Raw genomic sequence first — 11,895 nt, forward strand, 5'->3', positions numbered from 1 at the left:
GTTCGTTTCTGCGATCACTCAGAACAAGGCACAGGAGCATGTGGCGGACATGGTACTTCAGCTGGGTAAACGTTTTAATTTTCGGGTGGTTGCGGAAGGCATAGAAACTGAGGAGCAGCGTCAAATGCTATTACAAAAGGGGTGCGAATTGGGGCAAGGCTATCTTTTCGCCAAGCCGATGGGATTTGATGAGCTGCTGAAATGGTTGAGACAAAACTGATTGGCGCTGTTTTAGGGGAATGGTTGTGTCCCAAAGTCTGAATCGAAACCTTCAGCTCCGTATGCTTTTCATCGGGTTTTTAGTCCTTTGTTGCTCATTGCTGACGGGTTACTTTCTGTATAACAAGCTTTTTGAGGGCCGAATGCAGGGCATTTGGGATGCTCAGGAAAATAGGCGGGCCGAAGTTTCTGAATTGATCCTTCGTGAGGTTGGCGATCTGGAGACGCTGTTGCGCTTGATCGCGACGGATGATGGGGTTGTAGAGGGGCTTCAGGCTGAGCCTGTGCTTAATCAGGATCTTGTGGCCAGAACCTTTTCGCGTTTTGGCCAGACGGTCAAAAATTTTCTCCAAATTCGATGGATAGATGATTCGGGGATAGAACGTGTTCGAGTAGATTTTTCAGGCCAAGAGGCCTATGTGGTACCAGATTTTGAGAGGCAGAATAAGAGTGGGCGTTATTATTTTATTGAGTCTCAAAAAATTATGCCGCCTGATATATACATTTCTCCGATTGATTTGAATGTCGAAAATGGCAGCATTGTCACACCCTTTCAGCCCACTTTTCGATTAGCCCTTCAGACAGGGATTGCGGATTCACTGCCCAAGGGTGTGTTAATTGTTAATTATAATCTGGGTCCATTGTTGAAGCGGATTTCAGACAGGAATAACGATGTGACGGCGAGTCAGGTTCTTAATCCCGAGGGATACTGGTTGTTGCACCCGCAAAAAAGTAAAGAGTGGGGGTGGGTTCTAGGCAACAGAAACACTTCATTGTTAAAGCAGAACCCGGATCTCTGGTTCTCTATGCAACACTCTGATTCGATTGTAGGAGAGCACTTTGATGGAGCTCTGACTAGCTATCGTCGATTGTTACTGAGTGGAGATCCCAGGCAGGATGGCAAGTTTTTTTACGTGATGACGCAAACTCCGGAATCCGTTATCGAAGAATATCGATGGTTGTCTCTTCAGCTTGCGGCCATGGTTACGTTTTTACTGCTTATGGTTGGAGGTTATTGCGTTTGGTGGGATTACCGTACGCGGGTGAAAGTGGCCGGGTTGAATTTGAAATTGAGGGAAGAAAAAGATGAGTTAGCCAAGATAAACGCTGATCTTGACCGTTCGTTGGCAGAGCAACAAAGCCTGCAACATGATTTGGTGGAGAGTAAGCGGCTGGCTTCTTTGGGGATGACGGTGGCGGGCGTTGCGCATGAACTCAATACGCCAATTGGTGGGGCTCAGCTAGCGGTGTCGGGATTGCAAGAGAAGATCAATGACCTCAAGCAGGCTCTTAATGCGGGGCTTACTCGCAGTGCACTTGATGGGTATGTTGATTACTCTGAAGAGAGTGTGAAAATGTCGATGGCTAATCTTGAGCGGGCAAATGCTGTGGTTCACAGCTTCAAGCGCTTCTCGCTAGAAAGGACTCATGACGACATTGTTGAGTTTCCGTTGCTGCAGCTGGTGAAGGATCTCCAGCTTTCTTTGAAGCCTCGTTTGAAAAACAGCAATGTAACTCTGGTTGATCAAGTGAGTCCGCAGCTTAGGTTGAAAACCAATCCAGGTTTGTTGTCACAGGCACTTGAAAACCTGATTGTTAACGCGTTATCCCACGGGTATAAGGCGGGGCAGGCAGGCACAATATGGGTGAAGGCAAATTTAACCGATAATGGGTATGCCGAAATTCACGTTCAAGATGACGGTGAGGGGATAGCCCCAGACATTAAAGAGCGGGAGTTTGATCCTTTTGTGACCACCGCGCGCGGTAAAGGTCACACTGGGCTGGGGCTGCATCTGGTGCATCAGTGGGTGACAAAGCATCTGGGTGGCTCAATACGTTGTGTTGACACTGCCGGTGCGGGAGCCCTGTTTATCATTCGACTGCCTGTGACCTTGGCTGCGCCTGTGTCATCGTTAGAGCCGAGCTCGTGAGCGACAAGACGGGTGTTATCGTACAGCCGTTCCCGTCGCCTGAGCGTCCAGCTCATCAATCCAGAACAGTGTCCCACCCACGACAGCAATTGGCATGACAAAAATATTGGCCAGCGGGATCATTGTGCCCAGCATGACCAGTCCGCCGAGGCTAAAACTGGAATACTTGCGGCTCCAGAGACGGTTGCGGGTGTCAGAAAAAGTGAGTTGATTGTTGTCCGCGGGGTAGTCGACATACTGTATAGCCATACTCCAGGCACCCCAGAGAAAACCGATCACTGGCACGATGACGTTGATCAGCGGAATGAACGACAACACAAACATCAGTATCAAAATCCCAAGCCCGCGAAGGATAAAATACCAGAGCTTCACCATTTCACGTCCGAGTGTACGGGGGATCATATGGCCGAGGGATTCCGGTTCAGGCCCTTTGCCACGCACCAGAATTTCGGTCTTCTCCGCCAATATGCCGTAAAAGGGCGCAGCGATGATGTTGGTGATCATGCTGAAACTGTAGCCGTACACCACCAGCACCAGTGCGGCGAAGATTACCCATAAAATCCAGGCGAGAAAATCCAGCCAGCCCGGCAGACTGCCCAGTAGCCAGCTCATGGCAACGCCAAACTGTTCAATCAGCAGATAGGTGGCTGCGAAGAACAGCACCAGGTTGATCAGCAGTGGGACCAGAACAAACAACCTCAATTGCGGTGTGACAATCAATTGTGCAGCACGGGTCAGATACGTCATTCCATTGATTGGGTGATTGGTCATAACATCGAGACTCGTTTTTGAGTGTTGAGTAGTGGTCAGTGTTTGTTGTTATGGGAGGGAGTGGCAGGTATGGGGGATAGCTGCCGGTAAGCAAGACTTACCGGCAGGCGTTCATTACTGACCGCCGGCCTTTTTTAAGACCTCTGCGTATTCGTCGCCCAGACGGTGTTCACTGACGATCTGAAACAGGGTTTTACCTGCTTCGTTGGTCGCGTTAATGTCGCGGCCTCCTTCCTGGAAGAATTTCACGAAGGTTTCAAAATTGTCTACGTTCATACCGCGATAGGCTTTTTCCAGCATGTGAAAATCAGCGTTCATGTCGCCGTAGGGTTGAATCTCCAGGAAGGTTTTGATGCGCTCGTCATCGAACACTTCGCCGAGAACTTTTTGTTTGTCTTTTTTCAGTGACATGGGAGTTACCTTTCAATCGTAAGTCTACATTGTTCGTGTGCTGCTGTGCCTGACAGGCCTTACAGCATGGAATTCAGTTTTTTCGCCAGAATCTGATTCACCATTCCGGGGTTTGCCTGCCCCTTGGTGGCTTTCATGATAGGGCCCATAAATCCGCCCATCTTCTTCTTGCGTTTGTCCGGTTCAGACGACAACCAGTCTTCCAGCATGGCCTGATTGGCTGCGATCACATCGTCGACGATCTTTTCAAGTTCGCCAGTATCTGACATTTGTTTCAGGCCTTTGGCTTCGATAATGGTGTCGGCATCGCCTTCACCCAGCCACATGGCTTCGAAAACCTGCTTGGCGATTTTATTGGAAATGGTGTTGTCTTTGATGCGGGCAATCAGTCCGGCCAGCATGTCGGTATTGACAGGGCTGCTGGTGATGTCTTTTTCTTCCGCATTCAGGTGTGCAGACACTTCGCCCATCACCCAGTTCGCCGCCAATTTAGCATCGCCACACTTTTCAGCTGTGCTTTCGAAAAAGTGTGCCGTGGCAGAGTCTGCAGCGAGAATGCCGGCGTCGTAGTCGGATAGTTTGTGCTGATCCACAAAACGCTGCTGACGTGCGTCGGGCAGTTCTGGCAGGGATTGACGAGCCGCATCTATAAAGTCGTCGTCGATTTCGATGGGCAGCAGATCCGGGCAGGGGAAGTAGCGGTAATCGTTGGCTTCTTCTTTACTGCGCATGGAACGCGCGACCTTGGTGTCACCGTTGTACAGGCGGGTCTCCTGAATGACAGTGCCGCCATCTTCAATCAGATCGATCTGACGTTCGACTTCCAGCGCGATACAGTCTTCCATGAACTTAAACGAGTTCAGGTTTTTGGTTTCGGTTCGGGTGCCTAACTCTTCGGTACCTTTCGGGCGCACAGAAATGTTGACGTCGAAACGCATCGACCCCTGAGACATCTGACCGTCACAGATGCCGATGGAAGTCACAATCGAGTGCAATTTTCGGGCAAAGGCCACGGCTTCTTCGGCGTTGCGCATGTCGGGTTCGGAGACGATTTCAATCAGCGGTGTGCCGGCGCGATTCAGATCGATGCCTGACATGCCGTGCCCCATTCCGCCAAAATCACCTTCGTGAAGCGATTTGCCGGCATCTTCTTCCAGGTGTGCATGGTGTATGCGGATTGACTTGGTGCTGCCGTCTTCCAGTTGAATTTCCACATGGCCGGGGCCAACAATCGGGCTTTCCAGCTGGGTGGTCTGGTAGCCTTTGGGCAGATCCGGGTAGAAGTAGTTTTTGCGTTCAAATACGGAACGCTTGCCGATCTCGGCGTCAATCGCCAGACCGAACATAACGGCGTAGCGAAACGCCTGCTCGTTGGGGACGGGCAGTGTGCCGGGCATGGCCAGGTCAATGGCGCAGGCCTGTGTGTTGGGCTCCGCGCCGAAAGCGGTGCTGGCGCCGGAGAAAATCTTGGTCGTCGTGGCCAGTTGCACGTGCACTTCCAGGCCAATAACTGTTTCCCATTCCATAATGTGATGCTCTTATGTGTAATCGTCAGCGGCAGGGTTCGTCACAATGGGACGCACCCTGAGGCCGAATTCAATCAATATCCGGTGCGGTTTGTTGGTGGTGATCCGTTACCTGCTGGAACTGGTGGGCGGCGTTTAACAGCTTGCCCTCAGCAAAGAAATTGCCGATCAATTGCAGTCCCACAGGTTTGTTGTCGACCAGGCCGCAGGGAATTGATACGCCGGGCAAGCCCGCCAGGTTAGTGGCGATGGTGTAGATGTCTTCCAGGTACATGGCGACGGGATCGCTGCTCTTGGCGCCGAATTCAAACGCCGGAGACGTTGCAGTGGGCCCCAGAATCACATCCACATCATTAAAGGCGTCCACAAAATCCTGTTTGATCAGGCGGCGAACCTGTTGGGCCTTGCGATAGTAAGCGTCGTAATAACCCGCAGACAGCGCGTAGGAACCTACCAGGATGCGTCGTTTCACTTCCTCACCAAAACCTTCACCGCGGGAGCGCTTATAGAGGTCGTTCAGGTCTTTTGGATCTTCACAGCGATAGCCGTAGCGAACGCCGTCGAAGCGAGACAGGTTGGCGGAGCATTCCGCCGGAGCGATGACGTAGTAGGCCGGCACAGAAAGATCCGTGTGTGGCAGGCTGATTTCCTTGATTTCGGCACCCAGCTTTTCAAACTCCTTGATGGCCGCCTGAACGCGTTCGCCGGTTTGCGGATCGAGACCTTCGCCAAAGTACTCTTTGGGTACGCCGATGCGCAGGCCTTGCAGGCTGTCATTCAGGTTGGCGGTGTAATCTTCCAGAGGCTGATCCACACAAGTGGAATCCTTGGCGTCAAAGCTGGCCATGGTGTTCAGCATGATGGCGGCGTCTTCGGCGGTGCGGGTCAGAGGACCGCCCTGATCCAGACTGGAGGCAAAGGCGATCATGCCCCAGCGGGAAACCCGGCCATAGGTGGGCTTCAGGCCTGTCAGGCCACACAGACTGGCTGGCTGGCGGATGGAGCCGCCGGTATCCGTGGCGGTGGACGCTGGAGCCAGATGCGCGGCGACCGCCGCTGCAGATCCGCCAGAGGAACCGCCGGGCACACAATTGGTGTTCCAGGGGTTTTTCACCGGCCCGTAAAAGCTGCTTTCGTTGGAGGAGCCCATGGCGAACTCGTCCATGTTGACCTTACCCAGCATCACGGCACCGGCGTTGCGGTAGTTTTCGACCACAGTGGCGTCGTAGGGCGGGATAAAGTTATCCAGCATTTTGGAGCCACAGCTGGTGCGAATGCCATTGGTGCAGAAGATGTCTTTGTGGGCAATGGGGACGCCACACAGCGCCGGGGCATCGCCCAGAGCCAAGCGCTCATCGGCGGCCTTGGCCTGTGCCATGGCGATGTCTTCAGTGACGGTAATAAAGCTGTTGTAGCGGCTGTCCAGACGGGCGATGCGATCCAGATAATGGCGCGTCAGCTCGACACTGGAAAAATCCTTGTTGCGCAAGCCCTTGATCAGCTCGGCAATGGTCAAATTGTGCATGGGGGTGTCCTGGGTGTTTTAAGTCGTTTGGCCTGAGAGTTATCGGTAGCAGAGTGTTAATCGATAACTTTGGGCACCAGATACAGTCCTTGCTCTGCCGCAGGGGCCAAAGCCTGAAAATCTTCCCGTCGGTTGCTTTCGGTTACCACGTCGGCTCTCAGGCGCTGGGTGGCGTCCAGGGGGTGAGCCATGGGGGCAATGCCGTCGGTGTCGGCGGCCTGAAGCTGGTCAACCAGGGTCAGTACGTCCGTTATGCTTTTGGCGACCTCATCGACAGTTGAATCTGCAATCTCGATGCGCGCCAGTTCAGCCAGCTTTGCAATGTCTGAACGATCCACTTGTATCTCCGAAAATTAAGGGCTTGTACCCGGCCAGAGAGTAGGCATTTTAGAGCCTGTTCTCCTCATGAAAGGGGTATTCAGCGGGCTTTTGTGAATAAGGGCGCTAAAGTTACCATATTTGCGCCTTGCTCTAAATCCCTGCCGTTGATAGAGTTCGTTCATTTAAGGGTCTCTGTCGCGTTTTTCCCATAATATGTTCCATCTGCCGCCGTCATTCGGGCCGTTTTGCGCTCTGTTGGTTGATAGGCGGTACGTATAAGGGGGAACTAACGCGATGTACCGGAGTCTATTACCGCTGATTTCTAACGTGTGAGTACGTGCTATTCCTGCTAACGTTATGAGGTGAGTATGCGCTGCGTTCTTGTGAGTTTGAGAGCAGTGGCGCTGGCAGACGCCGGGCGTATGCAGAGTCTCTGTGAACCCTCCATTAGAAAGACCACTAAATAAGGTTTAACCAAGTACATGTTAAAACGCCTGCGCGGAGTTTTCTCCAACGACCTTTCCATCGATCTGGGAACAGCCAATACTCTAATTTACGTCCGCGAACGTGGGATCGTGCTTGATGAGCCTTCTGTTGTGGCGATTCGCCAGCACAACGGCCAAAAAATCGTTGAGGCCGTCGGGGTCGAAGCCAAGCGCATGCTGGGGCGTACGCCCGGTAATATCACCGCTATTCGTCCATTGAAAGATGGCGTGATTGCCGACTTTCAGGTCACTGAGAAGATGCTGCAGCACTTTATTAAGAAAGTGCACGAAAACAGCTGGTTTCAGCCGAGCCCGCGCGTACTGGTCTGTGTGCCGTGCCTGTCTACTGAAGTTGAAAAGCGCGCCATTCGTGAGTCAGCTCTGGGCGCCGGTGCCCGTGAAGTGCGCCTGATCGAAGAACCAATGGCCGCCGCTATAGGTGCTGGTCTGAGAGTGGAAGAGGCAACAGGCTCCATGGTGGTGGATATCGGTGGTGGTACCACTGAAATTGCCATTATTTCCCTGAATGGTGTGGTCTACTCCGATTCTGTCCGCATTGGTGGTGATCGCTTTGATGAGGCGATTGTGAACTACGTGCGTCGCAATTACGGCAGTGTGATCGGCGATGCCACGGCAGAGCGCATCAAACAGGAAATTGGCTGTGCTTACGCCGGCAGTGAATTGCGTGAAATCGATGTGCGCGGCCGCAACCTGGCTGAGGGTGTACCGCGCAGCTTTACCCTAAACAGCGATGAGATTCTGGAAGCTCTGCAGGAAACACTGGCGGGTATCGTCCAGTCTGTGAAAAGCGCTCTGGAGCAGTCTCCGCCGGAATTGGCGTCTGATATCGCCGAAAGTGGTATTGTGTTGACTGGCGGCGGAGCCTTGTTGCGCGATATCGATCGTCTGCTGACCGAAGAAACCGGACTGCCGGTTATTGTGGCGGAAGATCCTCTTACTTGTGTGGCTCGCGGTGGTGGCCGTGCAATGGAGTTGATGGACAGCCGCAGCATCGACCTGCTGTCCAGCTGATCTAATTTCACTCATTCAATCAGTAATCTGCAGGTGAATCATAACCTGCAGCGACTGAGCAGGAGCGAGCACCATCAAACCACTGTTTTCTCAAGGTCCCTCAGCGGCTTCCCGAGTGACGGGGCTGGGGGCGATTGCCCTGATTCTAATCCTACTTAATGTTTACACCGACCTGCTCGACCCCCTAAGGGCCAGGCTGGGCTCGGTCGTGGCACCCCTCTACTGGGTGGTGGATGCTCCCGGATCTGTTCTGGAATGGGGGCAGGAGACCTTTCTTACTCGCGATCAGCTCCAGCAGGAAAACCAGGAATTAAAAGCCGAGTTACTGATTCACAAGCGCCGATTGCAGCGTATGGCTGCCTTGGCGGCTGAAAATGTGCGTCTTCGTCAACTGTTGAACTCCGCTGAAACGGTTAAGGATAGGGTTTTGGTGGCGGAGTTGATTGGCGTTTCTCCCGATCCGCTGACCCATCGGGTGATCGTCAATAAAGGCCGAAGGGATGGAGTGTACTTGGGACAGCCGCTGCTGGATGCCAACGGTCTGATGGGGCAAGTGGTTGAAGTTAACGAATTCTCCTCGCAGATCCTGTTGATTACCGATGCCATTCACGCATTGCCCGTACAGATTAACCGCAATGGTGTACGCGCTGTGGCAGAGGGGACCGGTGACCTGTATCGCCTCAAGTTGCGCCATCTGGCCAATACGGTGGACGTCCGCGAAGGGGATTTGCTGGTCAGCTCCGGGTTGGGGCAACGCTTCCCGGTGGGCTACCCGGTGGCGACGATCACCTCGGTGATTCACGATCCTGGCGAGCCCTTCGCTCAGGTTGAAGCGCGTCCTGAGGCTCAGCTCAACCGCAGCCGTCATGTGTTGTTGGTATTCAGTGGTGAGAGTCGGAGAGTGGAAGCCGATGCTCAGTCGCTCAATCCGACCACGGATAAGACCAAGGTGACGCCCTCCGAAGGTGATGAGGCTCCCTAAATGGTAAAAGGCCACAACCGTTTCATAATCTGGCTCTCTTTTCTGATCGCCCTGCTGTTGATGATTTTTCCTCTCGGTCGTGAAAGCGGCTGGTTGCGGCCTGAATTTGTCCCCATGCTGGTGATCTACTGGGTATTGGTGATGCCACAGCAGAGCAGTTTGTTGTTTATCTGGCTGCTGGGCTGCTGTCAGGACTTGCTGGAGGGCGTGATGTTAGGGCAACACGCCATGGCGCTGATGGTTGTTGCCTATGTCTGCCTGTTGTCTTATCAGCGTATGCGCAATTACACTTTGTGGCATCAGACGTTCTTTGTTTTTGTGCTGGTGGGGCTGTATCAATTGGTCGACAATTGGGTTCACAGCTTACAGGGGCACGCAGCTCATAACCTGGTGTTTTTGATGCCGGCGCTCACCAGTGCCCTGCTGTGGCCACTGCTTTGGTTATATCTGGAGCACATCAGAATACGTTACAGAGTCAGCTGAGCGTTTGTGGTGTTCGTTTTGGCCATAGATATCCACAGATATTAACGACTGCCGACTTGCCCCTAGAGAACAGGATGTAATACTGAATACATGGTTGATCTGTACCTCGCCTCCCAGTCACCCCGCAGACGTGAATTACTCTCGCAAATCGGTGTCCAATACCAGGTCCTTTCCGTGAATGTGCCCGAGCAACAGGCATCTCACGAATCACCTGAAGGCTACGTTCAACGTTTAGCGCATGAAAAATCACTTGCCGGATGGCAGTATTTAACAGGCTTGCCAGAGACTGACTCGCTGCCGGTGCGGCCAGTCATTGGTGCAGACACCTTGATTGAGCTGGATGGCCAGGTCTTGGAAAAGCCCGAGGATGAAGCTGACGCGCTGGCGATGATGGCCGCGTTGTCGGGTCGGGCGCATCGGGTGCTGTCAGCGGTGGCGCTGACAAGCGAGCAGGGCACGATAGGAAGACTATCCTCTACAGAGGTTGTGTTTCATTCGGTCAGTCCTGACGAAGCCCTGCGCTATTGGCGCACGGGAGAGCCGACAGGCAAGGCGGGGGGCTATGCGATACAAGGGCTGGGTGCAGTTTTTGTAAAAAGCCTGTCCGGTAGCTACAGCGGCGTAGTGGGCCTGCCTCTTAGCGAAACCAGAGAATTATTAGAAGAATACGGTGTGGCTGTTTTGTAGCGCGCGATGTAAAAGGAATGGATTGATGAGTGAAGAGCTATTGGTGAATGCCTCGCCTACCGAGACGCGAACAGCGCTGGTGGAAAATGGCATGTTGCAGGAAGTTTACATCGAACGAACTCAGCGCAAAGGCTACGTTGGCAACATTTTTAAGGGCAAGGTCGTTCGGGTTCTGCCGGGGATGCAAGCGGCGTTTGTGGATATCGGCCTGGAGCGTGCCGGTTTTATCCACGCGGCGGATATCGCCCCGCTGGGCGCCGACGGGATGGAAGATCGCAACGCTGAAGTGGACGATATCCGCAACATCGTGCGCGAAGGCCAGTCTCTGGTGGTTCAGATCCTGAAGGATCCGATTGGCACCAAAGGGGCGCGTCTGACGACGCATCTGTCTGTTTCGGGTCGCTATTTGGTGTATATGCCGCAAACTCGCCACATTGGAATCTCCACCCGAATTGAGGATGAGTCCGAGCGCGCTCGCTTAAAGTCTCTGGTCGAAGACACCATGGCAGAATGGGCAGAGCAGCCCCTGGGTGCCGCCGCCGATGGCGGTTTTATCATTCGCACGGTGGCAGAAGGCGTTCAGGGGGATGAGCTGTGTGCGGATATTCCTTTTCTGTACCGTCTTTGGCAAGAGCTGGAAGAGAAGATCAAAACAGTCCCGGTAAAATCTGCCATTCACGAAGACCTGCCGTTATTTATGCGCACTCTGCGAGATCTGGTGAAGCCGAGGATTGAAAAGGTGCGTGTCGATTCGCGGGAAGTGCACGCCCAAATGGTCGGCTTTGCCGAGAAATACGCTCCCGAGATTGCCCGTCGCATTGAACACTATCCGGGTGAACGCCCTCTGTTTGAGCTCTACGGCGTTGAGGATGAGATTCAGAAGGCGCTGGAAACCAAGGTTCAGCTGAAATCCGGTGGCTATCTGATTATTGAGCAGACAGAAGCCATGACCACAGTGGATGTGAACACGGGCGCGTTTGTGGGGCATCGTAATCTGGAAGAGACGATCTTCAAAACCAATCTGGAAGCGGCTACGGCCATTGCCCGTCAGCTGCGGCTGCGCAATCTGGGTGGCATTATCATTCTCGATTTTATCGACATGAAAGATACCGAACACCAGAGACAGGTATTGCGCACGCTGGAAAAAATGAGCGAACGGGATCATGCCAAAACTTCGATTACCGGCGTGTCGGAATTGGGGCTGGTGGAAATGACCCGCAAGCGCACCCGGGAATCGCTGGGGCAGATTATGTGTGAGCCCTGTACGACCTGTCAGGGGCGGGGCACCTTAAAATCTGCCGAAACCGTTTGTTATGAAATCTTTCGTGAAATTCTGCGTGAAGCCCGTGCCTACAACAACGAAAAATTTCTGGTGTTGGCTTCCCAAATGGTGATCGAGAGGCTGCTTGACGAAGAATCTTCCAACGTGGCTGACCTGGAAGAATTTATCAGCTGTACCATCCAGTTTCAGGTCGAAAGCATCTACAGCCAAGAGCAGTACGACATTATTTTGGTGTAATCC

General features: G+C 53.1%; 12 protein-coding genes. 7 read left to right on the forward strand and 5 right to left on the reverse strand.

Annotated elements, in window-relative coordinates; translation table 11 throughout:
* Positions 1-220 (forward strand): EAL domain-containing protein (locus tag ACTG33_RS00330; protein ID WP_439133167.1); only part of this gene is annotated, 220 nt, incomplete at its 5' end.
* Positions 221-245: 25 nt separating this feature from the next.
* Positions 246-2,150, forward strand: coding sequence for a sensor histidine kinase (locus tag ACTG33_RS00335; protein WP_439133168.1), 1,905 nt, complete (start codon positions 246-248; stop codon positions 2,148-2,150).
* 15 nt (positions 2,151-2,165) lie between these two features.
* Here the strand turns inward: ACTG33_RS00335 and cysZ are convergent, their stop codons facing one another.
* From cysZ to gatC, 5 genes are all read right to left on the reverse strand, one after another.
* Complete coding sequence (gene cysZ, locus ACTG33_RS00340) at positions 2,166-2,921, reverse strand: sulfate transporter CysZ (RefSeq protein WP_439133169.1); 756 nt, start codon at positions 2,919-2,921, stop codon at positions 2,166-2,168.
* Positions 2,922-3,035: 114 nt separating this feature from the next.
* Positions 3,036-3,332: a PA4642 family protein gene (locus tag ACTG33_RS00345; RefSeq protein ID WP_439133170.1), complete on the reverse strand. Its 297-nt coding sequence runs from the start codon at positions 3,330-3,332 to the stop codon at positions 3,036-3,038.
* Positions 3,333-3,391: 59 nt separating this feature from the next.
* Entirely contained in the window at positions 3,392-4,858 is a 1,467-nt protein-coding gene (gene gatB, locus ACTG33_RS00350; protein ID WP_439133171.1) for an Asp-tRNA(Asn)/Glu-tRNA(Gln) amidotransferase subunit GatB, read from the reverse strand.
* A gap of 70 nt (positions 4,859-4,928) precedes the next feature.
* Positions 4,929-6,383, reverse strand: coding sequence for an Asp-tRNA(Asn)/Glu-tRNA(Gln) amidotransferase subunit GatA (gene gatA, locus ACTG33_RS00355; protein ID WP_439133172.1), 1,455 nt, complete (start codon positions 6,381-6,383; stop codon positions 4,929-4,931).
* A gap of 56 nt (positions 6,384-6,439) precedes the next feature.
* Complete coding sequence (gene gatC, locus ACTG33_RS00360; protein ID WP_369413160.1) at positions 6,440-6,721, reverse strand: Asp-tRNA(Asn)/Glu-tRNA(Gln) amidotransferase subunit GatC; 282 nt, start codon at positions 6,719-6,721, stop codon at positions 6,440-6,442.
* 465 nt (positions 6,722-7,186) lie between these two features.
* Between gatC and ACTG33_RS00365 the strand changes: the two genes are divergently transcribed.
* The 5 genes from ACTG33_RS00365 to rng all read left to right on the forward strand — a co-directional run bounded on the left by ACTG33_RS00365 (position 7,187) and on the right by rng (position 11,892).
* Positions 7,187-8,221 (forward strand): rod shape-determining protein, encoded by a 1,035-nt coding sequence (locus ACTG33_RS00365; protein WP_439133173.1) that lies wholly within the window; start codon positions 7,187-7,189, stop codon positions 8,219-8,221.
* A gap of 115 nt (positions 8,222-8,336) precedes the next feature.
* On the forward strand, positions 8,337-9,203 hold the full coding sequence (gene mreC, locus ACTG33_RS00370) for a rod shape-determining protein MreC (RefSeq protein ID WP_439133174.1): 867 nt from the start codon (positions 8,337-8,339) through the stop codon (positions 9,201-9,203).
* Entirely contained in the window at positions 9,204-9,686 is a 483-nt protein-coding gene (gene mreD / locus ACTG33_RS00375; protein WP_439133175.1) for a rod shape-determining protein MreD, read from the forward strand.
* A gap of 90 nt (positions 9,687-9,776) precedes the next feature.
* On the forward strand, positions 9,777-10,373 hold the full coding sequence (locus tag ACTG33_RS00380) for a Maf family protein (RefSeq protein ID WP_439133176.1): 597 nt from the start codon (positions 9,777-9,779) through the stop codon (positions 10,371-10,373).
* Positions 10,374-10,398: 25 nt separating this feature from the next.
* Positions 10,399-11,892, forward strand: a complete 1,494-nt coding sequence (rng, locus tag ACTG33_RS00385; RefSeq protein ID WP_439133177.1) for a ribonuclease G — start codon at positions 10,399-10,401, stop codon at positions 11,890-11,892.
* The last annotated feature ends 3 nt before the right edge of the window (positions 11,893-11,895 follow it).

The sequence above is a fragment of the Pseudomaricurvus sp. genome (assembly GCF_965662505.1).
In the GTDB taxonomy this organism is placed as follows: Bacteria; Pseudomonadota; Gammaproteobacteria; order Pseudomonadales; family Cellvibrionaceae; genus Pseudomaricurvus.

What these genes read in the sequence shown, in the direction of transcription:
- cysZ (WP_439133169.1), bottom strand. Translation starts at nt 2,921, where the DNA reads ATGACCAATCACCCAATCAATGGAATGACGTATCTGACCCGTGCTGCA.
- ACTG33_RS00345 (WP_439133170.1), bottom strand. Translation starts at nt 3,332, where the DNA reads ATGTCACTGAAAAAAGACAAACAAAAAGTTCTCGGCGAAGTGTTCGAT.
- gatB (WP_439133171.1), bottom strand. Translation starts at nt 4,858, where the DNA reads ATGGAATGGGAAACAGTTATTGGCCTGGAAGTGCACGTGCAACTGGCC.
- gatA (WP_439133172.1), bottom strand. Translation starts at nt 6,383, where the DNA reads ATGCACAATTTGACCATTGCCGAGCTGATCAAGGGCTTGCGCAACAAG.
- ACTG33_RS00365 (WP_439133173.1), top strand. Translation starts at nt 7,187, where the DNA reads ATGTTAAAACGCCTGCGCGGAGTTTTCTCCAACGACCTTTCCATCGAT.
- mreD (WP_439133175.1), top strand. Translation starts at nt 9,204, where the DNA reads ATGGTAAAAGGCCACAACCGTTTCATAATCTGGCTCTCTTTTCTGATC.
- ACTG33_RS00380 (WP_439133176.1), top strand. Translation starts at nt 9,777, where the DNA reads ATGGTTGATCTGTACCTCGCCTCCCAGTCACCCCGCAGACGTGAATTA.
- rng (WP_439133177.1), top strand. Translation starts at nt 10,399, where the DNA reads ATGAGTGAAGAGCTATTGGTGAATGCCTCGCCTACCGAGACGCGAACA.